Below are 22649 nucleotides of genomic sequence, written 5' to 3' on the forward strand. Positions count from 1 at the left end.
TCCGCGGTGAGGTCCGCGCCGGTCACGCGGACATCGTGCCCGGCACCCCCGACGAGAACGAGTGGCGCCGCCCACGTCCGCGCGGCCGATCGCCGCCGCCGCGTCTAGGTTGGACCACCATGTCGGTGGTTCACGACGAGCGACGGCCGCTCGGGACCGGCGCCCTCCGCGGGCGTCCGGGGCGTGCGGCTCCCGTGGTCCCGTCATGAGCGCTGCCGACGACGCTCGGAACACCGCATTTCCCGATGCCCTCGATCCCGGACCAGGTGCCGAAATGTCCGCAACGACGCAGGCCGTGCCCCTCGCGGGCGCGTTCGCGAACGGCCATCCCAAGCAGGGCAGCTCCTCGCCGTTCGTGGACTTCGACCGCGAGGCGTGGGCCAGGCTCGGCTCCGCGACCCCGCTGCCGCTCACCGCGCGGGAGCTGGAACGGATCCGCAGTCTCGGGGACGACATCGACCTCGACGAGGTGCGCGAGGTCTACCTCCCGCTGTCCCGGCTGCTGAACCTGCACGTCCAGGAGGGCGGGCGGCTCTACCGCGCCTACCGCACGTTCCTCGGTGGGAAGGCCGCGCGGACGCCGTTCGTCATCGGGATCGCGGGTTCGGTGTCCGTCGGGAAGTCGACGACGGCCCGCCTGCTGCGCCTGCTGCTCGCCCGGTGGCCCCAGCATCCCCGGGTCGAGCTGATCACCACCGACGGCTTCCTGCACCCGAACCGGGTGCTCGAGGCCCGGGGCATCATGGCGCGCAAGGGGTTCCCCGAGTCCTACGACCGCCGCGCCCTGCTCCGGTTCATCACCGAGATCAAGGCCGGCAAGGCCGAGGTCACCGCGCCGATGTACTCCCACCTGGTCTACGACATCGTCCCGGACCAGCGGCTCGTGGTGCACCGGCCGGACATCCTGATCGTCGAGGGTCTCAACGTGCTGCAGCCGGCGGCGAGCGGGAGCGCGCTGACGATCAGCGACTTCATCGACTTCTCGGTGTACGTCGACGCCGCCACGTCGGACATCCGCCGCTGGTACGTCAACCGGTTCCTCAAGCTCCGCGAGACCGCGTTCCGGGACCCGGCGTCGTACTTCCGCCGCTACGCCGCGCTGGACACCGAGGCCGCGATCCGGCATGCGGAGGGGATCTGGGCCACGATCAACGGCCCCAACCTGGAGGAGAACATCCTCCCGACGCGCAGCCGGGCGAGCCTGGTGCTCACCAAGGGCGCGGACCACGGGGTGAGCCGGATCCGGCTGCGGAAGGTCTGAGTCGGGCGTCGGCGTGCCGGTCGTGGCGGGCTGGCACGATGGGCGGATGACAGCGGAGACCGACACCCCGCGCGACACGCCGTCCCGCGGACCCGGGGCGGATCCGGGAGAACCAGGCATACCGGACGTGCCGGCAGACGAGCGGCTGACCGACGAGGCCACCCGGCTGCGGCTCGCCGTCGGCCGGCTGCACCGGCGGATCCGCATCGACGGTCGCGAGTCGGTGCCCCCCCTCCAGCTCTCCGCTCTCGCGACGATCGACCTGAACGGCCCGCTGCGGCTCTCGGACCTGGCCAGACGCGAGGCCGTCACCGCGCCCACCATGTCCCGGGTCCTGGCGGCGCTGGACGACAACGGCCTGGTGGTGCGGGCGGCGGATCCGCAGGACGCCCGCGGCGTGCTGATCACGTTGTCCGACAAGGGACGCACCGTGCTGGAGGAGATCCGCAACCACCGCACCGCGCTCGTCGCGCGCAGGCTCGCCCGCCTCGACGAGGCACAGCGGGAGGCGTTGCGGGCGGCCCTCCCGGCGATCGAGGCCCTGCTCGTGGACGAGCTCTCAGCGACCTGAGGGCCGACGGGCCACGAACCGCGCCCGCCCCGCCAGCGCGCCGGAGAGCGCCTGCGGTGCGAGAAGGGCGAGGAGCACCACCAGCGGGACCGTCCAGCTGTCGGTCAGGTCGTGCAGCGCGCCCAGCATGAACGGCCCGGAGGCGGCCAGCAGGTAGCCCATGCTCTGGGCCATGCCCGAGAGCTGGGAGGCGTGGGCGCCGTCCGGGGCACGCAGGACCATCAGGGTGAGCGCGAGGCCGAGGGTGGCACCCTGCCCGATCCCGAAGACCGCCATCGAGAAGATCTCCGCGCCCGGCAGCAGCAGGATGCCCAGCAGCCCGAGCGCGGTGAGGCCGGTCGCGGCGACGGCCACGGCGCTCTGCGCCCGCAGCCGGGCCGCGACGACCGGTGCCACCAGCGAGCCGGCGATCCCGACCCCGTTGCCCAGCGACAACAGCCAGCCCGCCGCCGCCGCATCCGCCCCCCGGGAGACGAACACGGCCGGCAGCCAGGCGGCCGTGGCGTAGAAGCAGAGCGACTGCAGGCCCATGAACGCCGTGACCTGCCACGCCAGGGCGCTGCGCCAGAGGCCGCCGGGCGAGCCGCTCTCCTGGCGCGGCCGGTGCTGCGCGCCCCACGCCTGCGGGGACCACACCAGCAGCGCGACCAGCGCGAACAGCCCCCAGGCGCCCAGCGCGCCGTGCCAGCCGAGCCCGGCCGCCCGGGCGACCGGCACCGTCAGCCCGGCCGCGAGCCCGCCGCCCGCGGTGATCGCCATCGTGTAGAGGCCGGTCATCAGCCCCGTCCGGTGCGCGAAGTCCCGCTTGATCAGCCCGGGTAGCAGCACGTTCCCGACCGCGATCGCGCCGCCGACCAGGACCGTCCCGGCGAAGAGGGCCGCCGTGGCGTCGACGATCCGGAGCGCGACGCCCAGGCACAGCACCACCAGGGCACCGAACAGGGTCCGCTCGATCCCGAACCGGGCGGCGAGCCGGGGCGCGACGGGAGCCAGCAACCCGAAACAGAGGACCGGGAGCGCGGTGAGCACGCCCGCGGCGGTCCCGGACAGGCGCTCGACGGCCCGGATCTCCTCCAGCAGCGGGGACATCGCGACGACGGCCGGCCGCAGGTTGACCGCGACCAGGACGATCGAGACCCCGATCCACCACGCCGGGGACGCGCGCCGGGTGGTGGTCTCCGGGACGACCGTGGCGGTCATCGGGGGGCCCGCTCGACCAGCGTGCGCGCCGCGGTGAGGTAGGTGTCGACGGCGGCGCGGGCGGCCGCGGGGTCCCCGGCCTCGATCGCGGCGGCGAGGGCCTCGTGGCCGGGGAAGGATCCGGGATCGTCGTCCAGCTCGTCGACCGTGCTGACCGTTCGGCGGAGGGCCTCGGTGAGCCCCGCGTAGAGGTCGACGAGTACGGCGTTGCCCGTGGCGGCGACGACGGCCTGGTGGAACGCCAGGTCCGCGGTGACGAACGCCTCCCGGTCCCCGCGCTCGAGCGCCGTCCGGCGGGCCGCGACGGCCGCGGTGATCGCGACGACGTCGGCCTCCGTCCGGACCGCCGCGGCGGTGGCGCCGGCGTCCCGCTCCAGGCTCGCGCGCACGGCCAGCACGTCCAGGGCCGTGGAGCGGCGGGCCCGGCGCAGCAGGGCGGCGCCGAGATCACTCGTGGCGCGGACGTAGGTGCCGTCGCCGCGGCGGGGCTCCAGGAGGCCGGCGTGCTCGAGGGCACGCACGGCCTCGCGGACGGTGTTGCGGCCCACCCCGAGCGCGGCGACCAGCTCCGGCTCCGGCGGGATCCGCGTCCCGACGGGCCATTCACCCGTCGCGATGCGCTCCTCGAGCTGCGCGATCACCGCGTCGCACACGCGTCCCGGGCGTACCGCGGACAGGCCAGACGTCACGTAACCTCCTCGAAACAGGAGACAACCTAACATCCCATGTTTCGTGGAGGGGTCGGATCAGGCGGGTTCCCCGTCGACCAGGACCGTGACGTCGTCGCCCCAGAAGCTGAGCAGGCCCTGCACCCGCGACGACTCGGGCAGCGCCTCGGGGTAGCTCCAGGCGACGTCCGGGACCTCGGTGCCGTCCGGCAGCGTCGCGGCCCAGTAGTGCGCCTCGCCCTTGTACGGGCAGACCGAGCGGGTGTCCGTGAGGGTGAGCGGCACCCTGACGTCGTCGGGGGCCAGGTACCAGCGGTTCTGCAGGCCGGTCTCGGAGAGCAGCATCGGGGAGGCGGACTCGGCGAGCACCGTGTCCCCGAGGCGGACCTGGACCGTGCGGCTCGACTGCCGGACGTCGACCCGGTGGTACGGGTCCGTCACGTGCCGGAAGACCTGCTCGTCCTCGTCGTACCAGGCGTCGACGGCGTCCCAGTAGAGCGCGGCGTAGCCCTTCAGCCAGGGCGCCTCCGGCTTGGGCTCCGGGTAGGACCACACGGCGTTCTCCGCGGTCCGGTCGCCGACCGTCAGTGAGTGGTAGGCGGCGTCGCCCTTGAACGGGCAGTGCGTGCTGTGGTCGGTCGGGACCAGGACGCCGTCGTCGAGGTCGTCGAAGGGGACGTAGAGGACCGGGACCAGCGCGCTCTCGTGCACCAGCACGGCGTCCCGGGTGTCGAGGATGGTGCGCCCGGCGAACTCGGCGCGGATCCGGCGCGGGAACGGCTGCATCAGCAGCTTGTGCGCGGGGCCGGTGATCTCGTAGTTGACCGTGGCGGGCGGCCGCGGGGACAGCGGGCCGTCGCTGATGGTGAGTCCCATGTCACGCCCAACCCTTGCCGCCGGTCGGCTGTTCCCGGAGGTGCGGCTCCGCCGCTCGTGCGCGGAAGTCGTCGCCCGGGCGACGATTTCCGCGCACGGGCGTGTCAGCGCAGGTCGAGGGACACGGAGTAGTCCCGGAGCCAGGTGTCGAGATCCAGGACCCGCTCCAGCTGGATCCGGGTGCCCATCGACGAGCTTCCCGTCGAGCGGGGCGTCGATCCGCTGCCGGACGGCGTCCCGGTCGATCAGCGGCGCGACCGGCGAGTCGTCCCGCCGCAGCAGCTGGGCGGCCCGCTCACGCAGCTCCTTCTCGTAGGTGTCGTCCTGCGTCGACGGGTACGGGCTCTTCACCCGCTTCACCACGGACTCCGGCAGCAGGTCCGCGGTGGCGGCGCGGAGCAGGCTCTTCTCCCGGCCGTCGAACGTCTTGTGCGCCCACGGCGTCCCGAACACGTACTCGACGAGCCGGTGGTCGCAGAACGGCACGCGCACCTCGAGCCCGACGGCCATACTCATCCGGTCCTTGCGGTCGAGCAGGTTCGGCAGGAACCGGGTGAGGTAGAGGTAGCAGATCTCCCGCATCCGGCGCTCGTGCGGATCGGCGGCGGCCGGCCCGGTCAGCTCCGGCACCTCGGCGAGCGCCTTGCGGTACTGCGCGTCGAGGTAGCCGGGCAGGTCGAGGCTCCGGTACAGCCCGTTGTCGAACAGCCCGGGATTCGCCGGGTCGTGCGCCATCATCCGGCCCGCGAGCCAGGGGAAGGTGTCCGCGGCGACCGTGTCCGCGTCGTGGAAGTCCCGGTAGCCGCCGAAGACCTCGTCCGCGGACTCACCCGAGAGCGCCACCGTCGACCGCTCCCGGACCGCCTTGAACAGCAGGTACAACGACGTGTCCATGTCCCCGATACCGGCGGGGATGTCCCGGGCGTGCAGCGCGGCGGCCCGGACCTCCGGGTCCATCAGCTGCTCGGTGGAGAGCCTGATGTCCGTGTGGTCCGTCCCCACGAACTGTGCGACCTCGCGGACGTACGGGGCGTCCGGGGTGCCGCGGACGTCGTCGGCGGTGAAGTTGTCCTCGTAGCCGGTGAAGTCGACGGAGAACGAGCGGACGGTGCCGTCCACGTGCTTCTGCGCCAGCGCGGTCAGCGCGGACGAGTCGAGGCCGCCGGAGAGCAGCGTGCAGAGCGGGACGTCCGCGATCAGCTGGCGCTTGGCGGTGTCCTCCAGGATCTCCCGGACGTTGCGGACGGTCGTCGGGACGTCGTCGGTGTGCCCGGTGTCCTCCAGCTGCCAGTACCGCTCCTCCTGCACGCCGCGGCGGGACACGCGGACGACCGCGCCGGGCGGCACCTCACGGAGGCCGGCGAACACGGCGTTCGACGGGTCGTGCACCCAGCTCAGGGCGCGGCGCAGCCCGTCGAGGTCGACGCGGCGCTCCGTCAGCGGGTTCGCCAGGATCGCCTTGGGCTCGGAGCCGAACAGCACGCCGTCCGGGGTGGGGTGGTAGTAGAGCGGCTTGACCCCGAGGCGGTCCCGGACCAGGACGAGCTCCTCGGTGCCGGGGTCCCAGATCGCGTAGGCGAACATCCCGTTCAGCCGCTGCACGGCCTTGCGCGGGTCGTCCCGGCCCCATTCCCGGTGCGCGTGCAGCACCACCTCGGTGTCGCTGTCCGTGCGGAAGCGGTGGCCGCGGCCGGCGAGCTGGCGGCGAAGCTCGCGGAAGTTGTAGGTCTCGCCGCTGTAGACGATCACCGGGGCGCGCTGCCCGGCCTCGTCCGGCAGCTCCATCGGCTGGCTCCCGCCCGGCAGGTCGATCACGGCCAGCCTGCGGTGCCCGAGCGCCGCGTGGGTGTCGACCCAGGTCCCCTCGGCGTCCGGACCTCGGCACTCCATGGTCCGGGTCATCCCGGCGAGCGTGCGTCGCGACGCGTCGTCACCCAGGTCCCGGTCGAAGCCGACCCATCCGCAGATGCCACACATACAGACCTCCTCGCTACCGTCGGTGCCGGCGCTGTAACGCCGACGTAACATGAGTGCACGACGAAACGTTGCATTACGCAACCGCGCTAGGATCGATTCATGCCCGAACGTCCTGATCAAGCGTCTTCCGGCGCCGTGACGTCACTCACCGCCGAGGCCGCTGCCCAGACCCGCCCCAGCGAGTCCCTCACCCGGCTGGAGAACGAGATCACCGTCCTCATCCGGCGCACGATGGAACGCGTGTGGTCCGGGGGCTACGGGGCGCACGAGGCGGTCGACCGCTACACGTACCCGGTACTCGCGGTGCTGGACGAGCACGGCGAGCAGTCCCTGACCGTGCTCACCGGCCGGCTCGGGGTCAGCAAGCCGACCGCCAGCCGCCAGGTCTCCCGGCTGTCCACCGCGGGCCTGGTCAAGGTGCGCCCGGACGACCGGGACTCCCGGTCGATGATCATCGCGCTGACCGCCGAGGGCGAGGCGGAGCGGGAGCTCGTGCGGAGCGCCCGGCTGAGGCCGCTGCAGAACGTCCTGGCCTCCTGGCCGGAGTCCGAGCGCGAGGCGCTGAGCACGCTGCTGGGCCGGTTCAACCACGATCTGGACGCCTACCGCGAGCGCTAGGTTCGTCCCATGACGACACCGCTGTCCTCCTTCGCCGCCGAGATCTATCTGCGCGGCCTCGGCGGCGAGACGCCCGCCCTGCCCACGGACCCCGCGGCGCTCGAGGAGGCGGCCCGCGAGGTCCTCGACGACGGCGCGTTCGGCTACCTCGCCGGCGGCGCGGGCAGCGGGGCCACGATGCGGGCCAACCGCGCGGCGTTCGACCGGGTCGGGCTGGTGCCGCGGATGCTGCGGGACGTGACCGCCAGGGACTGGTCGACGACCGTGCTCGGCACCGCGATGCCCGCGCCGCTCCTGCTCGCCCCCGTCGGCGTGATGTCGATCCTGCACGAGGGCGCCGAGCCCGCCGTCGCGCGCGCCGCCGCGTCGCTGGGCGTCCCGTCGATCCTGTCGACGGCGTCGTCGCACACGATCGAGGACGTCGCGGCCGCCGCGGGGGAGGGTCCGCGCTGGTTCCAGCTCTACTGGCCCACCGAGGACGACGTCACGGTCAGCATCCTCCAGCGGGCCCGGGCCGCCGGGTACTCGACGCTCGTCGTCACCCTGGACACCTGGACCCTGGGCTGGCGCCCGGCCGACCTGGACCAGGCCTACCTGCCGTTCATCCGCGGGGTCGGCACCGCGATCCCGTTCTCCGACCCGGCGTTCCGCGCGGGTCTGGCGAAGGCGCCCGAGGACGACCTGATGGCCGCCGTCGGCCGCTGGGTCCCGATGTTCACCGGCACGGCGCTGCGCTGGGACCGCCTCGACCTGCTCCGTGAGCACTGGGACGGGCCGATCGTGCTCAAGGGCATCCAGCACGTCGACGACGCGCTTCAGGCCGTCGACGCGGGGATGGACGGCGTCGTGGTGTCCAACCACGGCGGCCGGCAGGTGGACCGGGCCGTGGGGTCGCTGGAGATGCTGCCGCAGATCGTGCACGCGCTCGACGGCCGCGCCGCGGTGCTCTTCGACTCCGGGATCCGCTCGGGGGCCGACGTCGCCGTCGCCCTCGCCCTCGGGGCGGACGCCGTGCTCCTGGGCCGCCCGTACGCCTACGGGCTGGCGCTCGGCGGCGAGGACGGCGTCCGGCACGTCCTGCGGAGCGTGCTCGCGGAGCTGGACCTCACCCTCGCCCTGAGCGGTTTCGGCGACCTGGCGTCGCTGCGGGGGGCGAAGGACGTCCTCCGTTCGGCCTGACCTGTCGGACCGCTCTCCTCTGACATGATGGGGAGCATTCGGATCGAGGGGGCACAGGTGGAGTCGTTGGTTGCCCAGTTGCTGTCGATCCTGCACGCGTCGGTCGCCCCCGAGGTCTGCCCGGGCGGCTGGGCCTGGGCGGTCTCCGCCCTCGGCGCCCTCCTCGGCCTGGTGCCGACGGCCGGGCTCGCCCTGGTCGCGCTCGTCCGGATGCGCGTCGGATCGCGCTACGGCGGGGGCAGCGGGCTCGCCCTCGGCGGGCTGGGCCTGGCGTCCGCCGGGCTGGTCCCGCTCGCCGTCTTCGTCATCACCGGGCAGATCTTCGCCAACGCCGCCGCCGGGACCGCCACCCCCGGGATCCGGCTGCGATCGGTGCAGGTCGAGACCTGCTTCGTCGGCACCCAGAGCACCTACCTGGGACGCGGCTCGGTGATCGAGGCGTTCGGCCCGGGAGACCCGGTGCGCTTCGGCGTCGCCGCGCTCCTGCTCGGCCTGGTGCCGCTGGTGACCGCGCTGTTCGTCGCCGGGCAGGCGCGGCTGGTGCTGCGCCGCGGGCCGTCCTGGCCGTCGAAGTTCTTCTGGCTGCCGGTCCTGGGGCTCGCCGTCGCCACCGTCGGCGTCCCGGCCGGGACGGCGGAGCACCTCTGGTTCGGGATGCTGGTCGGCGCGTTCGCGGGCATGGTCGTCGCCGCGTTGATCCCGGTGCCGTCCAAGGACGCGGTGCGCCGCTCGCTGGCCCCGGCACGCCCCGATCGCCACCGCCCGACCCCGCCGCCGCCGTCGGCCCGGTCCGCCGCGCAGCCCTACGCGGGGTTCCAGGAGACGAACTCACCGACGCCGCTGAAGGACCGGCTGGCCCAGCGGTTCGCCGAGCGCCGGGCCGAGCCCCCGGTCGTCGGGGGCAGCGGCCCGAGACCGGCGCCGTGAACGGCGGGCCCGCCTCGGGTCCGGTGCACCTCGCCGCGCACCCCGGGGTGGTCCCGCAGGCACCGGCCCGGGGCCCGGTGCCCTCCCGGACGAACGTCATCCCGCCCGCCGGCCCGGCCGGGCCCGCCGGGATCCCGTTCCCGGCGAGCCCGGGCCCCGTCCACGGCGGCCCGGCCCGGTTCCGGCTGATCCGGCGGATCGGCGAGGGCGGGTTCGGCCGGGTCTGGCTGGCCCACGACGCCAGGCTCGGACACACCGTCGCGATCAAGGCCGCCCACGCCCCGGACGCGGAGACCGAGGAGCGCATCCGACGGGAGGCCGCCGCGCTCGCCGCGGTCCGCCACCCCAACTGCGTCCGGATCCACGATCTCGTCCAGGCCCGCAGCGATCCCGGGCTCGCCCAGCTCGACGGCCTGGTCATCGTCATGGAGCACGTCGATGGCGTGTCGCTCGGCCAGCTGGTCCGGGAGCAGGGCGTGCTGGACGACGTCGCGGCCGCCCGGGTCTGGTCCGGGGTCGCCGGCGCCCTCGCCGCCGCGCACCAGAAGGGTGTGCTGCACCGGGACATCAAGCCCAGCAACATCATCGTCGACCGGGCGGGACGCCCGCACCTGATCGACTTCGGGATCGCGCGGCGGACCGGGGACGCCACGATGACCATGACCGGCTTCGTCCTCGGCACGCCGGACTATCTGGCGCCCGAGGTCGCGGCGGGGAAGAAGGCGAGCCCCGAGTCCGACGCCTGGCAGCTCGCGGCGACGGTCTCCTACGCGCTCACCGGGTATCCGCCGCGGGGCGGGCACGCGGACGCGGTGTCCGGGCTGCGGGCCGCGGCGAGCGGCGCGAAGCTCACCCACCTGCCGCGCAGGACCGCGCACTTGAGCCTGCTCAAGGCCGCCCTGCGGATGCTCCCGACGAAGCGGCCGGACCTGATGTCCACCCATCGGACCCTGGACGACTGGCTGCGCCGCGCCGGCGTCCCGGTCGACGGGCCGGTGTCCCCGGACCTCGTGCGACGCTGAGCCGGCGGCCGGCTCCGGACCGCGGTCAGAACGCGTCGAGGCCCAGCTTGACCGCGAGCCCGACCCCCGCGAGCGCGATGCCGACCCGCAGCACCCCGGTCGGCAGCCGCCGGGCGAACACCGGCCCGAGCCGGCCTCCCACCAGCAGCCCCAGCGCCAGGGGCAGCGCCGCGGACCAGGCGACCGGCCCGAACAGCGCGAACCCGACCGCCGCGACCGCGTTGGCCGCCCCGGACAGCACGTTCTTCAGCCCGTTGGCCTGCAACAACGACACCGGCAGCGCGACGAGCAGCAACGCCAGCTGCAGGACCCCGGCCGCCGCGCCGAAGTAGCCGCCGTAGACGGCGACGCCGACCATCCCGGCCAGGACCAGCGGCGACGTCCGACCGGCCGTCTCCGCGGCGGCCGTCCGGATCCGCGGCTGGAGCAGCAGCACCACCGAGGCCCCGGCGACGAGGAACGGCACGATCCGCTCGAACCCGCCGGCGGGGGTGATCAGTAGTAGCCCGGCCCCGGCCGCCCCGCCGACCAGGCTCAACGGCAGCAGCCGCTTCACGTGGTGTCCCAGTCCGGCGAGCTCCGGGCGGGACCCCGCGACGGATCCGACGCTGTTCGCCAGGAGGGCGACGGTGTTCGTGACGTTCGCCGTCGTCGCGGGCAGGCCGATCGCGAGCAGCGCCGGGTAGGAGAACAACGACGCGAGCCCGGCGACGGACCCGGAGAGCCCGGCGGCGAGGCCGGCGACCACGAGCAGCAGGAACGTGCCGGTGGTCATGCGGGCCTCCGGAGCGGTCGCGGAACTGCTTGACCGATCCTAAGGATCGTCGCGGCCCGGAAGCCGCGACCGTGGTGGGTCTCTCAGGGGCCGGATGGTGGGCGGCGCCCTCAGGCGGGCTCGACCCGGAACACCGCGCATGTGCCAGCGAGCTGGGCGAACTCGGCGGGCGTGCCGTCGCCGACGAGGAACCCGCCCATCAGGTACCGGCGGTTGATCGGCTCGAGCCGGCGCGGGGGAGTGGGTGTCGACGGCATGGCTCCGCCCACCCGTCGCGCGGTCGCCTTGTCCCGCACCGCCTCGCACGTCGCCAGGCGCTCCCGCAGCAGCCGCCGGAACTCGGCCGCGCTCGGTGAGCTCGTAGTCCGTGCGGCAGGGGACGTCGTCGTGGTCGAGCAGCTGTCCGGCCTTCACCCCGGCCCGCAGGGCGTGGTAGATCGAGCCCCACTTGACGTTGGCCCACTTGACGTTGGCCCACTTGCCGGCGCCCCGGGAGAGCAGGTCGTTGCCCACCCGGTAGCCGTGTACGCGGGGGGTCACCACCTCCCTCAGGTGTCAATGATTCATTGACGCCCTCGAAACGTCGATCTTTCGATGACATCGAAAAGCCGCCACAACCAGAGGCCAGCACGCGGCCGGGACCGCCGGCCACGGAGGATGCGGTCAGCCTGATGCGCACCGTGGCCCCGTAGACGGAGCTGAGTGGTGCGGGATCTCCTGACTGAGCCGGGTCAGATCCCGGCCGAAGCGCTCGGGATCGACCGGGTAGACGCCGAAGTAGCGCCGGTTGGCCGGGCCGGGCGGCGGCGGTGGAGTGGAGCCGTCCGTGTTCGTGCTCTCTCCGCCTGCCCCGCCGTCGAGAGTCTGCTCCTCCTCGTGCTCGTCGCCGGTTTGTTGTGCCACGACAGCGCCGCGCGCGAGTTGCGCGTCTGCGAGGGCCTGAGCGGTCGGACCGTCGGGCCGCCGACGTGTTCGGCAGGCCCTGCATGGAAGCCGCATCTCCGCTACGGGCGGGGCTGCATGCCAGGCTCTGCCTGCGCCGGTGAACGACGTTCCTGGGCGGGGATGGGCGGTGGCGCGCTGACGGCTGCCGATTCCCGTTCGTCCGCGGCTTCCGTCCCCAGGCGGCGGAGCTCGAAGGCCAGCATGAGGTCGGAGATCCCTCGGAAGATGGCCATGAATCCCACCCAGAGCAGGATGAAGACCGCGCGGCCGGCGAGGTCCCACGCCCGGTCGGAGGTGGAGACCCACAGGGCGAGCAGCACGATGAGCCCTCCGGAGACCAGCCCGACCCACCAGAAGGGGCTCTCGTTCCGCAGTGCGAGGCTGCGGGCGATGTAGGAGAAGCCTTGCAGGAACAGCAGCAGGCCCAGCATCGAGGCCAGGGCGAAGAAGGTGTTGACGGGCCGGATGAACGACCAGATCGCGCAGAGCAGGAACAGCACGGCGAGCGCGAAGTGCAGCACCTTCCAGCCGCCGATCATGATCGTACCCAGGCCTCCCTCGGTGACCGCGGCGACGAGGAGGACCACACCGACGAGGACGCCGACCGTGGCCAGCGAGGTGACGTTCGCGCGCAACACCAGCCAGGCGATGAGGAACCAGATGATCCCGGCCACGAGGGGCGCCCACCACCACCGGGCCGCCTCACGTTGGAGCAAGCGCTGAGCGGGACCCCGTGGTCCCGGCATGTCGGTCTGCATTGTGTCCCTCCTTGTCGGCATCGGAACGGGCTCGCCCCGGTCTCGGCGAGACCTGGTGACCGCTTGGTCTCCCGTCGGGGGAAGCGCGCGTGCCATCCTCCGGCCCGGCTGCGCGGATGAGGACGGGTCTTTGGTCCCGCCGACCACCGCCGAAGGTCGGCACTACCCATGCGTCCAAGAGACGCAGCCTCCGCCCGAGCCCGGTACCGCTTCGGAGAAGGAGAGGGACGCCAGAGGTGGTGTCAGCGTTGGTCGAGTCGCGGGAGGGCGACTTCGCGCACGATGAGCTGTACGGCGGCGGCGATAGGGATGGCGACCAGGGCGCCGATGACGCCGAGCAGGGTGCCGCCGAGCAGCACGGCCACGATGGTTGCCAGGGGCGACACTTGCACGGCTCGGCTCATGATCCTGGGCCAGAGGAGGTAGTCCTCCAGGAGTCGGTAGACGACGAAGAACACGGCCGTGCCCAGGGCGACGGGCAGTGACACGGTCAGCGCCGCCAGGCAGACGATGATCCCGCCGAGGGTGGAGCCGATGGTGGGGATCAGGTCCAGCAGCCCGACCATGACGGCCAGCAGTAGCGGGTAGGGCACCTTGAGGATCAGCAACCAGGCGTAGACGAAGATCGCCGTGATCAGCGAGGTGGCGAGGTTGCCCAGCACGTAGCCGCTGACCCTGGTGGCGATCTCGTCCCCGAGCCGGATGGCGCGCGGCCGTCGGGATCTCGGGATCAGCCGGTAGAAGCCGGTCCGCAGCCCAGGCAGCGAACCGAGGAAGTACACCGTGAGCACCAGCACGATGCCGGTCGAGGCCACGGCGTTGACCACGACGAGGCCGGCGCCGAAGACCCCGTTCACCGCGCTGCTGCTCGTGACGGCCTGTTCCAGGCTCTGCCGTAGGTGGAAGCGGTCATTCAGGTTGCCGATGATCGAGTTGTGGGCGGTCAACGTCGTCAGGTAGGCCGGCGCGTGGGTCCTGAACGCCTCGACCTGTGCGATCAGTGGCGGGATCGCGGCGGCGATGAAGCCGCCGACGACGGCGGTGAGTCCCCCGCACACCGCTGTGATCGCCGCCCAGCGCGGCAACCTCCGGCGCACCAGCGAGGCCACGGCTGGTTCGAGCCCCACGGCGAGGAACAACGCCAGACCGATCAGAACCAGCATGTTCCGGGCGGTGAAGACCAGCGCGGCCAGTCCGGCGGTGAGCGCCACCCCGGCCGCGCCCAGCGCGCCGACCCGGAAAGGCGATCGGTCATCCCCTCCTCGGCCCGACTGCCTCGTCCGCCGGCCGGCGACCGACGCCCTTCGGAATGCTGCAGCTGTCGGTGCCATCGGTCACCATCGTTCATCGCTTGTGAGGTCCGGCTACACCGTCATGATGGGCCCGCTGTGACCGCGCAGGAATGGCTGCCGCAAGGACGCTCTCCCGCGGTGACGACCATCGCGGCGGACGCGGCGAGAACCCCGGTGACCGGGGCGAGGCGGGCAGCGCAACTCATCCGGCAACCGGGGCCACACTCGCCTGAATTGGGTGATGCGCGGGCCCTGCCCGGATCGAACGGTCCGGCAGTTGTCGCTGTGCCGGGGCGGGAACGGTCAGCCGACCTTTCATGCCCCGGGCTGGCTCGGCGCGGAAGGTCGGCTACCGATCTACGAGCGGGGCTGCGAGTCCGGCTGCAGTTCCGCGTGTGACTGGCGTTCCTCGGCGGGGATGGGTCGCGGCGCGCCGGCGACTACCGACTCGAGTTCATCCGGCTGCGCCTTGCCCAGTCGGCGCAGTTCGAAGGCCAGCATGAGGTCGGAGATCCCTCGGAAGATGGCCATGAATCCCACCCAGAGCAGGATGAAGACCGCGCGGCCGGCGAGGTCCCACGCCCGGTCGGAGGTGGAGACCCACAGGGCGAGCAGCACGATGAGCCCTCCGGAGACCAGCCCGACCCACCAGAAGGGGCTCTCGTTCCGCAGTGCGAGGCTGCGGGCGATGTAGGAGAAGCCTTGCAGGAACAGCAGCAGGCCCAGCATCGAGGCCAGGGCGAAGAAGGTGTTGACGGGCCGGATGAACGACCAGATCGCGCAGAGCAGGAACAGCACGGCGAGCGCGAAGTGCAGCACCTTCCAGCCGCCGATCATGATCGTACCCAGGCCTCCCTCGGTGACCGCGGCGACGAGGAGGACCACACCGACGAGGACGCCGACCGTGGCCAGCGAGGTGACGTTCGCGCGCAACACCAGCCAGGCGATGAGGAACCAGATGATCCCGGCCACGAGGGGCGCCCACCACCACCGGGCCGCCTCGCGCTTGAGCAAGCGCCCGGCGAGACCTGGTAGCTGCTGGGTGTCTGTGTACATGATGTTGTTCCTTCTCTTGTGTCGAACGGGCGGCCCAGGGCCGGCTGAGACCAGGGCCGCTGCACTGCAACCCGGCGACAGCGGGCTCAGCCGCTGGTCGCCTTGGCGCGTTCGTCGGCGCAGGCGCGGGCGTCGATCGCGTCGAGTACGGCCAGGCGCGCGTTGTCGACGGCCCATCCCGCGTAGTCGATCGCGGCGGATGCGGCCTCGTCCGCCCACGCCGCATCGTCCGCGGCGATATCGGCGTCGAGCTGCGCGTTCCTTTCGTCGATCTTGGCCTTGATGTCGTCCATTTTGGCGGCGGCGTCGGCCTTCATCTGGGCCCATTTGCTGCTTGCGCCGGTGCCCGCGGTGCCGGCGTGCTGCTCGGCGTCCTGGACCCCGAGGTCGACCTGGGCCTGAGCCTGGTCGATGCGCTGCCGGAGTTGGTCGCGGGACTCGGTCCCGGCGGTATCCACCGCCGCCTTCGCCTCGGCGACGCTCCTCTGCAGTGCGTCGAGCTGCGCAGAATAGTTCATCATTCCTCCTGATCTGCCTTATTCGGTGTCCTTATGGGCACCGAAGCACGTTCCGCCGATGCGCCCGACGGCCGAAGGATCCGGATCAAGGAGGCCTTCTGCCCCCGTCTTCCTGCTGTTCGGCCTGGGCAGAGAGCATTCGTGTGGACGGCCTCCATGTCGGCCATGTGTCGCGCCCCACGATGAGGGTCTGCATGGTCTCGACCACGAGCGTGTCGACGTCCTCGGCGTCTCCTGGGGCGGCGGGGTGGCGCGTCCAAGGCCCGCGCCGTCCTGGCCGAGGCCCGCGACCTCCTGGGCGGCAACGGGACGTCGAGCAGCGCGAGCATGGTGCGGGCCAGGCAGGGCAGGCGACAGGGCCGTGTCGGGCCGGGCGAACCGCCGGCGCCCGCGGGTCGAAGCGGATCACCGGGCGGTGCGGGTCGCGCGCGTCGACCAGTGGGTCGAAGGATTCGAGGCCCGCCAGGGGGAGATGTGGTCTGCGACGCCGGCGACGACGTAGGCGTCGGTCGTGATCGCCGACAGGTCCACCGGCTCGCCGAGCGTGCTCGCCTCCCCGGGGCGCACCAGCGCGTTGCCAGCGCGAGGTCGAGGAGATCGCGGTGCAGAGCGGCGGTCATGCGGGGGTGTCGGCGTTCCAGAACAGGACATCGAACGGTGCCGGGTCCCTGCCCTGTGGGAGTTGTCCACCCAGTAGGTCCAGATCGGATCGTTCGGGCGCAGCCAGGCGAAGACCTCGGCCAGGGCGCGCCCGTCGAGGTAGCCCCGCCTCCCGGACAACGCGGTCGCGGCGCTGGCGGTGGTGTCGTCGAGGAACGCGCCGGCCATCCCGGCCCGTGCCTGATCGAGCACGCTCACCGCCAGGGCGAACCCGCCCACCTTCTCGGCCAACCGTCGTCGGCACGTTGGGCGCGGCGGCCAGGCCGGTGACCAGGTTGTGCAGGCCCCTGACGACGGGGGAGCCGCGGGAGTCGACGAGTGCTCCCACGCGGTCGGGCTGATGATTCGGGCTGATGATGGGGTTGTTGCTCGGTGCCAGGGCGGCGACCGGCCGTTCCCGACCTGCCGATCGCACCCGAGGGCTTGTCGGCGGCGCCGTGGGGCGTGGGTGGGGGCACGGCCGCCGGCTGCAGGGGCACATCCGCCGGCTGCGCGGCACCGTCGGTACCGGTGGATTCGGTGGTGTCGGGGGCGCCGGTGGCGGGAGCGGGCTGTTCGGTGATCATGCCTGGGCCTCCGTGGAGCCGGGTGCGAGAGGTGCCGGAGGTGCGAAGGGCGGTCGCGGGATCGACCGGATCGGGCGGTCCGGCAGCCGGATCGACGCGAGGCCGGCGGCCAGGGCGGGGACGTCGCGGCCGGCGCGCTGAACGGTGGCGTCCGGCCGCACGATCGCGGCGCGTGCCCGGCCGCGCTGCAGCCAGCGGTGCAGAGCACTACCCGGCTCGGCCGTGACGACGACCGCGCCGCAACGCTCGATCTCGGACTTCTCCCCGGGCGTCGGAGCGGTGGTGGTGACGAGGGCGAAGCGCCCGGCCGCGAGGTCGTCGAAGCGGCGGGTCCCGTCGGCGAAGGCGTTGGGGCACAACTGCCCCGCCAGCGTCCGGCGCAGGCGGGGCCGGGCGACGAGGGCGGTCCGCCGCAGTGGTGGTGTCCGGCTGTCGAGGATGTGCTGTTTGATCCGGGGAACGTGGTGCAGGCGCGGAGCGACGATGCGGCGCACCAGCCCGCCGACACCGCCGCCTCCGGTCATGACCGTTCCGATCAGCTTCGCCAACCGGATCATGGCGTGGGCGTGCGGCTTGCGCTCCGCCTCGTAAGTGTCCAGGAGGTGCTCGGGCAGGGCGCCGCGGAGAACGGCGGCGAGTTTCCAGCTGAGGTTGGCTGCGTCGCGCAGCCCCGCGCCCATGCCTTGTCCGACGAATGGCGGGGTGAGGTGTGCGGCGTCACCGAGGAGGAAGATCCGGCGGTCGCGCCAACGATCGGCGAGCTGGGCGCGGAAGGTGTACTCCGCCACGCGGAGGACGTGCAGCTGGTCGAGCGGTGTGGACTTGGTCCAGGGTGCGATGAGCGGATGCAGGCGGGTGATGTCGCGGTAGTCGTCGGCGGTCTCCGTGGGCGCCAGGCGGAACTCCCAGCGGTAGCGGGTGTGGCCGACGCGCATGTAGGTCGCGGCACGCCGGGTGTCGCAGACCTGGTGTACGCCTTCCCACTCGGCCAGATCGCACGCGGTGTCCACGTCGACGACGAGCCACCGCTGGTCGAACCTCAGATCCAGCATGTGCGCGTCGATCACGGTACGGGTGAGGCTGTTGGCACCGTCGCAGCCCAGCACGTACGCGGCCAGCAGCGTCTCCGACTCCCCGCGGACCCGATCGGTCACATCGACCCGCACCGGCCCGTCGCCGTCCTGGGTCAAACCCGTGACCTCGGTTCCACCGCGCAGGGTGGCGGAAGGATGCCGCGCGAGGTTGGCGCGCAGCAGCGCCTCGAGCTCGGGCTGGTCGAACATGTTGGCCTCGGCGTAGCCGTGCCGACCTCGGTCGGCGCCTCGGGCCAGCTCGGCCAATATCGTCATGTCCGGCCGGACGAGGCGCAGCCCGTGGCAGGGCCGGGAGATCGCGGCGAACTCGTCGCGGAGCCCCAGACCGGCCAGGATGCGATAGACCTCGTCGTCGAGGTGGACGGCGCGGGGCTGCGGGTAGATCGACTCCCAGCGGTCGAGGACCAGGCACTCGACGCCGTGCCGGGCGAGCAGGGTCGCGGCGGTCAGCCCCGTGGGGCCGGCGCCGATGACGACGACGGGGACGACCGGAGTGTTCCTGGTGTTCATGGCCTGACTCCGAACAGGACGACGAGAGAGGCGGCGACGAGCAGGCCGGCGGCCAGGGCCGAGCTCAGCGCGACGAAGAGCGCGGCGACGATCGCGGTCAGGGTGGGCAGGGTGGTCATGCCGTCGTTCCCCGGTCGGGAATCGCGGGCGGCACGGGGCGGCGGTCGGCACAGGCATCGCGACCGTGGTGCTCATCGCCCGGCCGCAGCTCCCATGTGATGGCATAACGGCTCAGGATCGCCTCGACCGCGGCCGGATCGGTCTGCGGCGCGACGACCACGGTGATGATCACGGCGCCGTCCTCGATCCGGGCGTCGACGGTGAGCTGGAGGCTGATCTCGGTGAGCGCGTCGAGGACCGCGCGCCGGGTCGCGTCAGCCCGCAGGGGCAGCTTGTAGGGCTTGCCCACATCGGTGAACGGGACCGCGTCGAGCACGGTGACGGCCTTGGGTGCGGCGGCAGGCTCGGCGACCCGGGCGCGTGCCCAGCTGCGCAGCTCGTCCTCGGCGACGGTCGCGCCCGGCGCGAGGGCCACGTAGGCGACCGGGACCTCCCCGGCGTGCGGGTCGGGCCGGCCGACGGCCGCGGCTGCGGCGACCTGCCGATGCGCGAGCAGTGCGTCCTCGACGACCGTCGGGTCGATGTTGTGGCCGCCGCGGATGATGAGGTCCTTGGCGCGGCCGGAGAGATGGACGAAGCCCTCGCTGTCGACTCGGGCGAGATCGCCGGTGTCCAGCCAGCCGTCGACCAGCTTGCCGAGGCCGTCCAGGACGTACCCGTGCTCGTCGCGTCCCACCACGTAGCCGGGGAACACCGTCGGGCCGCTGATCGCCAGCACCCCCGTCTGCTCGGGGAGAAGGTCCTTCCAGATGCCGTCGGTGCTGATGCGGACGGCCTTCGTCCGCTGGTAGGGCAGCCGCTGGCCGACGGTGCCCGGCCGGAATGCCTCGGGGAAGGTCAGCGCGCTCGCGCAGGTGGCCTCGGTCAGCCCGTACCCTTCCATCAGGGTCACGCCGGTGTGGGCCTGGAAGTCGTCCCGAACCGCGGTGGGCAGCGGGGACGCACCGACGACGGCGAAGCGCAGGCTGGAGATGTCGGCGTCCACCGGGCATCGGGCCAGCGCGGCATAGACGGTGGGTACCGCGCTCATCGAGGCGATGCGGTAGCGCTGCACCAGTTTCCAGAACAGCGGGTACAGGGCGGGGTCGCGGTAACCGAGTGGTCCGGCCCACAGCACCTGCTGGCCCTTGAACAGCGGCATCAGCACCGTGACGACGAGCGCGTTGACGTGGAACAGCGGCAGGGCGGCGAACACCGTCGACTCAGCCGTGAACCCGGAGTAGGCGGCCAGCATCCAGGCGTCGGTCACCTCCATGCCGTGGGTGTGGGCGGCCAGTTTCGGCTCGCCGGTGGTGCCGCCGGTATGGAACAGCGCGGCGAGATCGGACGATCGTGGGACCGTGCCGGCGAAGCGTGACGGGTCGCGGTGCTGCGCCTGCGCGTCGAGATAGGCCACCGTGACTCCGGGCAGGACCGGCAACGGCTCCGGTGCGGCCGTGGCCGCTGTGGGGCGCACGACCAGGACGGTGTCGAGCACGCCGGTGGCGGCGAGGTGCCGAGCGCTCGTCCACGTGTCGGGCGCGAGTTCGGGCGTGGCGGTGATGAGCACCCGGGCTCCCGCGCGGCGCAGCAGCGCGCCCAGATGCGCGGGCGACAGCGATGCGTTGAGGGGGGCCGCGATGCCGGCCAGCTGCGCGGCGAGGGTCGCGGTGAGCAGCTCGGCGCAGTTCGGGGCCATCAGGGCGACCGCGTCGGTGCGTTGCACGCCGAGGTCGTGCAGCAGGTTGGCGTAGCGGTGCACGTCGGCGAGGAGCTGAGCGAAGGTGCGTCGGTGCGGCTCCTGCCGGTTCGCGTCCGGCAGGACGGCGACCGCGATCCGGTCCGGCCACCGCCCCGCGGCGCGGGTCAGCAGCGCGTAGGTGGTTTCGGGCAGGCCGCGTGCCTGCAGTGGCACCGCTTCGATCGCGGCCAGGTCGTCCGGGGTGGCGTAGACGGGCCACAGCAGCTCGCCGGTCATCGGGTCCACCGCACCGTGGTGCGCTGCTGGCCGAGGTCGATCGCGCCGTCGTCGGTGGCCACGGTGGCCTCGATGACGTCGCCGTCCTGCAGGTACTTCGGATTCTTCCGCTGCCGGCCGAGGAAGACCTTCCACCTCAGCGCGGGCGGCAGCAGCGAGGCGAGGAACGCGATCGGCGCGGAAGGAGCGGACAGCGCGGTGCCGACCGGGGTACCGGTGAGCAGGAGGTCGCCCGCGTCGAGGTGCTGGAACCGGGCCAGCGCCTGCAGCGCCTGCACCGGTGGATAGATCATGTCGGCGACGGTCATGTCCTGGCGTGGCTCGCCGTTGACCCACAGTCGCAGCCGCAGGTCGGCGAACCGCTTGAGCTCGTCGCGGTCGAGCAGCACCAGGGCGGGCCCGACGGGCGTGAAAGTCGGGTAGGACTTGGCCTCGTAGAACTGGGTCTGGGGCAGTTGGACGTCGCGGGCGGACACGTCGTTGGTGACCACCAGGCCGGCGACGTGGTCGGCGAGGTTCTCGTCGGTGATCTCGGCGCCGACCGGCACCTCGCGGCCGATGACGATACCGATCTCGACCTCGTAGTCCAGCAGGTGCACGTGGGCGGGCCGGACGACGTCGGCATAGGGGGCGCTGATCGATCCCGACGCCTTGCGGAAGAAGGTCAGCGGGATCGTGTTCGGGTTCATGCCCGCGTCGGTGACGTGCGAGACGAAGTTGGTCATCTGGGCCACGACCCGGCACGGGGCGGTGACCGGGGAGAGCAGGGTGAGGTGCTCGACCGGGACGATGTCCTTGCGGGCCGTCGCCGCCGTGATGGCTTGACGGTCGTCCAGCAGCTGGGCCGTGGTGGTGGCGTCGGTGTCGATGCGGGCGGCGCCGCCGGCCGTCCGGACGTACCAGGCGCCGGCGGTTCGCAGGATGACCGTGGTCATGATGTGGGCACCTTCAGCAGTCCGATGAGGCGGTGGAGGTCGAACTCGGTGTCGTCGCGCAGCGCGCGCCCGATCGCGCGCAGCTCCTGCAGGGACTCCCGGCCGGGCGTCATGCCGAGGAAGTCCTTGGTCGCCGGAGGGCCCCATTGCGCCAGGCCGGACGCGGTCATCGGGGCCCAACCGGGCTCGAGGGTGTTGTCGAACATGTCGCCGTCGCTGAAGTGCTCGACGAGGAAGCCGTCCGGGTCACGCCAGTAGTCGAAGATCTGGCTGCCCTGGATGTGTCGGCCGATTCCCCAGGACCGCTGGTAGCCGTGTTCGCGCAGGAACTCGCCCCCGGCCGCCATCGCGTCCAGATCGGCGACCTGGTAGGCGGAGTGCACGTACCGGTTGGAGGGGCCGAGCACCATCGCCAGGGTGTGGTGGTCGGTGGGCGTGGACCCGCGGTCGCAACGGATGAAGCTCATCACCGGCCCGCGCTCGCGCTGGCCCGGGTAGTAGAGGAAGTCGCTGACGATCAGCCCGAGGTGCTGCAGGTACCAGTCGAGCGTCTCGACGTAGCGGGTGGACTGGAGCACCACGTGCCCGAGCCGCTGCACCGTGGCGGGTGCTCGTGGCGGCCGTCGGGTGGCGTTCACCCGCGCCACCTCGTGGCCGACGTTCCATGACAGCGGTTGCTGCGCGGGCAGTGCGGGCAGTTCGTGGGTGTCGGCAACCACGCGGACCTGCGCTCCGCTCGGGTCGACCAGATCGACGCCGACCCCACCCAGATCTTCCGGCAGTCTGGTCACGGTCCGGCCGGTCGCCTCCGCGAGCCGCAGCACGTCCTTCCGATCGGCGGCCTGAAAGGCCGAGCCGACCAACCGCGACCGGGGCCCCCGCCGGATCACCACGCACGGCGAGTCCGCGTCCGAGCCGCGCAGCTGCAGCTCCGACCCGGTGCGCGACACGGTGACGAAGCCGAACGCGGTGGCGAACAGCTCGGCCCGCTCCAGGTCCGGCTTCTCGAACTCCAGCCAGGCCAGGTCCCGGACCTTGAGGACCGGGTTCGTCGCTCGACCGGGATGCTCGCCGGCGAGCGCGCCCTGCTCGCTGTGTAGGCCCGCGTGCGGGTCGTGGTGCGTGGTCACGATCGCTCCTCACGTTCTGGAAGATGACGATATC

General features: G+C 72.5%; 21 protein-coding genes. 6 read left to right on the top strand and 15 right to left on the bottom strand.

What is annotated here, in order from left to right; translation table 11 throughout:
• Positions 1–274: 274 nt before the first annotated feature.
• Both coaA and WBK50_RS15455 read left to right on the top strand, forming a co-directional pair.
• Complete coding sequence (gene coaA, locus WBK50_RS15450; RefSeq protein ID WP_341336288.1) at positions 275–1261, top strand: type I pantothenate kinase; 987 nt, start codon at positions 275–277, stop codon at positions 1259–1261.
• Between the two features lie 46 nt (positions 1262–1307).
• Positions 1308–1832 (top strand): MarR family winged helix-turn-helix transcriptional regulator, encoded by a 525-nt coding sequence (locus WBK50_RS15455; protein WP_341336289.1) that lies wholly within the window; start codon positions 1308–1310, stop codon positions 1830–1832.
• Here WBK50_RS15455 and WBK50_RS15460 read toward each other — a convergent pair.
• Genes WBK50_RS15460 through asnB form a run of 3 tightly spaced genes read right to left on the bottom strand, consistent with a single transcriptional unit; the run spans position 1821 to position 6553 of the window.
• Positions 1821–3032 (bottom strand): CynX/NimT family MFS transporter, encoded by a 1212-nt coding sequence (locus WBK50_RS15460; protein WP_341336290.1) that lies wholly within the window; start codon positions 3030–3032, stop codon positions 1821–1823. The two genes, WBK50_RS15455 and WBK50_RS15460, sit on opposite strands and share 12 nt — an antisense overlap.
• Positions 3029–3721, bottom strand: a complete 693-nt coding sequence (locus WBK50_RS15465) for a FadR/GntR family transcriptional regulator (RefSeq protein ID WP_341336291.1) — start codon at positions 3719–3721, stop codon at positions 3029–3031. Before WBK50_RS15465 ends, WBK50_RS15460 begins: the two co-directional genes overlap by 4 nt.
• Before the next feature lie 57 nt (positions 3722–3778).
• Entirely contained in the window at positions 3779–6553 is a 2775-nt protein-coding gene (gene asnB, locus WBK50_RS15470; RefSeq protein ID WP_341336292.1) for an asparagine synthase (glutamine-hydrolyzing), read from the bottom strand.
• Between the two features lie 135 nt (positions 6554–6688).
• On the opposite strand from asnB, the gene WBK50_RS15475 reads away from it, so the two are divergent.
• The 4 genes from WBK50_RS15475 (at position 6689) to WBK50_RS15490 (ending at position 10299) form a co-directional block, all read left to right on the top strand.
• Entirely contained in the window at positions 6689–7171 is a 483-nt protein-coding gene (locus WBK50_RS15475; RefSeq protein ID WP_341336293.1) for a MarR family winged helix-turn-helix transcriptional regulator, read from the top strand.
• Positions 7172–7180: 9 nt separating this feature from the next.
• On the top strand, positions 7181–8350 hold the full coding sequence (locus WBK50_RS15480) for an alpha-hydroxy-acid oxidizing protein (protein ID WP_341336294.1): 1170 nt from the start codon (positions 7181–7183) through the stop codon (positions 8348–8350).
• 66 nt (positions 8351–8416) lie between these two features.
• On the top strand, positions 8417–9277 hold the full coding sequence (locus WBK50_RS15485; RefSeq protein WP_341336295.1) for a hypothetical protein: 861 nt from the start codon (positions 8417–8419) through the stop codon (positions 9275–9277).
• Entirely contained in the window at positions 9274–10299 is a 1026-nt protein-coding gene (locus WBK50_RS15490) for a serine/threonine-protein kinase (RefSeq protein ID WP_341336296.1), read from the top strand. Before WBK50_RS15485 ends, WBK50_RS15490 begins: the two co-directional genes overlap by 4 nt.
• 25 nt (positions 10300–10324) lie before the next feature.
• On the opposite strand, the gene WBK50_RS15495 is transcribed toward WBK50_RS15490, so the two are convergent.
• The 12 genes from WBK50_RS15495 to WBK50_RS15550 all read right to left on the bottom strand — a co-directional run bounded on the left by WBK50_RS15495 (position 10325) and on the right by WBK50_RS15550 (position 22615).
• A complete protein-coding gene (locus WBK50_RS15495; RefSeq protein WP_341336297.1) occupies positions 10325–11074 on the bottom strand; it encodes a sulfite exporter TauE/SafE family protein in 750 nt (249 codons plus the stop codon).
• Between the two features lie 110 nt (positions 11075–11184).
• A complete protein-coding gene (locus tag WBK50_RS15500) occupies positions 11185–11331 on the bottom strand; it encodes a hypothetical protein (RefSeq protein ID WP_341336298.1) in 147 nt (48 codons plus the stop codon).
• A 747-nt stretch (positions 11332–12078) separates the two neighbouring features.
• Positions 12079–12735, bottom strand: a complete 657-nt coding sequence (locus WBK50_RS15505; protein WP_341336299.1) for a DUF308 domain-containing protein — start codon at positions 12733–12735, stop codon at positions 12079–12081.
• Between the two features lie 284 nt (positions 12736–13019).
• A complete protein-coding gene (locus WBK50_RS15510; RefSeq protein ID WP_341336300.1) occupies positions 13020–13988 on the bottom strand; it encodes an AI-2E family transporter in 969 nt (322 codons plus the stop codon).
• Between the two features lie 438 nt (positions 13989–14426).
• Complete coding sequence (locus WBK50_RS15515) at positions 14427–15125, bottom strand: DUF308 domain-containing protein (RefSeq protein ID WP_341336301.1); 699 nt, start codon at positions 15123–15125, stop codon at positions 14427–14429.
• A gap of 86 nt (positions 15126–15211) precedes the next feature.
• Entirely contained in the window at positions 15212–15643 is a 432-nt protein-coding gene (locus tag WBK50_RS15520; RefSeq protein ID WP_341336302.1) for a hypothetical protein, read from the bottom strand.
• Positions 15644–16048: 405 nt separating this feature from the next.
• Positions 16049–16534, bottom strand: coding sequence for a hypothetical protein (locus tag WBK50_RS15525; RefSeq protein ID WP_341336304.1), 486 nt, complete (start codon positions 16532–16534; stop codon positions 16049–16051).
• Between the two features lie 331 nt (positions 16535–16865).
• The gene (gene mhpA, locus WBK50_RS15530) at positions 16866–18473 is read right to left on the bottom strand and encodes a bifunctional 3-(3-hydroxy-phenyl)propionate/3-hydroxycinnamic acid hydroxylase MhpA (RefSeq protein ID WP_341336305.1); all 1608 of its coding nucleotides are present in this window, start codon (positions 18471–18473) and stop codon (positions 16866–16868) included.
• The gene (locus WBK50_RS15535) at positions 18470–18592 is read right to left on the bottom strand and encodes a hypothetical protein (protein WP_341336306.1); all 123 of its coding nucleotides are present in this window, start codon (positions 18590–18592) and stop codon (positions 18470–18472) included. Before WBK50_RS15535 ends, mhpA begins: the two co-directional genes overlap by 4 nt.
• Positions 18589–20550: an acyl-CoA synthetase gene (locus tag WBK50_RS15540; protein ID WP_341336307.1), complete on the bottom strand. Its 1962-nt coding sequence runs from the start codon at positions 20548–20550 to the stop codon at positions 18589–18591. Before WBK50_RS15540 ends, WBK50_RS15535 begins: the two co-directional genes overlap by 4 nt.
• On the bottom strand, positions 20547–21485 hold the full coding sequence (locus WBK50_RS15545) for a fumarylacetoacetate hydrolase family protein (protein ID WP_341336308.1): 939 nt from the start codon (positions 21483–21485) through the stop codon (positions 20547–20549). Before WBK50_RS15545 ends, WBK50_RS15540 begins: the two co-directional genes overlap by 4 nt.
• Positions 21482–22615, bottom strand: a complete 1134-nt coding sequence (locus tag WBK50_RS15550; RefSeq protein WP_341336309.1) for a VOC family protein — start codon at positions 22613–22615, stop codon at positions 21482–21484. The genes WBK50_RS15545 and WBK50_RS15550 overlap by 4 nt, the downstream gene beginning before the upstream one ends.
• Between the last annotated feature and the right edge of the window lie 34 nt (positions 22616–22649).

The organism is Pseudonocardia sp. T1-2H (assembly GCF_038039215.1).
In the GTDB taxonomy this organism is placed as follows: domain Bacteria; phylum Actinomycetota; class Actinomycetes; order Mycobacteriales; family Pseudonocardiaceae; genus Pseudonocardia.

Bases quoted from the DNA above. Each gene is read 5' to 3' on its own strand.
- coaA (WP_341336288.1), top strand. From the start codon at position 275: ATGTCCGCAACGACGCAGGCCGTGCCCCTCGCGGGCGCGTTCGCGAAC.
- WBK50_RS15455 (WP_341336289.1), top strand. From the start codon at position 1,308: ATGACAGCGGAGACCGACACCCCGCGCGACACGCCGTCCCGCGGACCC.
- WBK50_RS15460 (WP_341336290.1), bottom strand. From the start codon at position 3,032: ATGACCGCCACGGTCGTCCCGGAGACCACCACCCGGCGCGCGTCCCCG.
- asnB (WP_341336292.1), bottom strand. From the start codon at position 6,553: ATGTGTGGCATCTGCGGATGGGTCGGCTTCGACCGGGACCTGGGTGAC.
- WBK50_RS15480 (WP_341336294.1), top strand. From the start codon at position 7,181: ATGACGACACCGCTGTCCTCCTTCGCCGCCGAGATCTATCTGCGCGGC.
- WBK50_RS15495 (WP_341336297.1), bottom strand. From the start codon at position 11,074: ATGACCACCGGCACGTTCCTGCTGCTCGTGGTCGCCGGCCTCGCCGCC.
- WBK50_RS15500 (WP_341336298.1), bottom strand. From the start codon at position 11,331: ATGCCGTCGACACCCACTCCCCCGCGCCGGCTCGAGCCGATCAACCGC.
- WBK50_RS15515 (WP_341336301.1), bottom strand. From the start codon at position 15,125: ATGTACACAGACACCCAGCAGCTACCAGGTCTCGCCGGGCGCTTGCTC.
- WBK50_RS15520 (WP_341336302.1), bottom strand. From the start codon at position 15,643: ATGAACTATTCTGCGCAGCTCGACGCACTGCAGAGGAGCGTCGCCGAG.
- mhpA (WP_341336305.1), bottom strand. From the start codon at position 18,473: ATGAACACCAGGAACACTCCGGTCGTCCCCGTCGTCGTCATCGGCGCC.
- WBK50_RS15535 (WP_341336306.1), bottom strand. From the start codon at position 18,592: ATGACCACCCTGCCCACCCTGACCGCGATCGTCGCCGCGCTCTTCGTC.
- WBK50_RS15540 (WP_341336307.1), bottom strand. From the start codon at position 20,550: ATGACCGGCGAGCTGCTGTGGCCCGTCTACGCCACCCCGGACGACCTG.
- WBK50_RS15545 (WP_341336308.1), bottom strand. From the start codon at position 21,485: ATGACCACGGTCATCCTGCGAACCGCCGGCGCCTGGTACGTCCGGACG.